Here is a 402-nt window from a genome sequence, read left to right as displayed (position 1 = left end):
CTAACCCTACGATGACGAGCATCGCGTAGGAAACCTTGGGTTTACGGCGTTAATGATTCTCACATTAATTATCGCTACTCATGCCTGCATGCTCACTTCTATCCACTCCAGCGCTCCTTACCGGTACACCTTCAACGCTGAATAGAACGCTCTCCTACCACTTAGTAAAACTAAGTCTAAAGCTTCGGTACTCATTTTAGCCCCGTTATATTTTCCGCGCAGAATCACTAGACCAGTGAGCTATTACGCTTTCTTTAAAGGATGGCTGCTTCTAAGCCAACCTCCTGGTTGTTTCAGTAACTCCACATCGTTTTCCACTTAAATGAGATTTAGGGACCTTAGCTGTTAGTCTGGGTTGTTCCCCTCTCGACGACGGATTTTATCACTCGCCGCCTGACTGCC

1 rRNA gene is annotated in these 402 nt (G+C 46.5%); it reads right to left on the bottom strand.

Annotated features, from left to right (window positions below):
* Positions 1-402 (bottom strand): 23S ribosomal RNA (locus CDOM16188_RS11140); the annotation flags it as partial.

The sequence above is a fragment of the Campylobacter sp. RM16188 genome (assembly GCF_012978795.1).
GTDB classification, from domain to species: Bacteria; Campylobacterota; Campylobacteria; order Campylobacterales; family Campylobacteraceae; genus Campylobacter_A; species Campylobacter_A canis.
The sequence above is the reverse complement of the archived record's forward strand: the minus strand, read 5'-3'. Positions and strand labels throughout refer to the sequence as shown.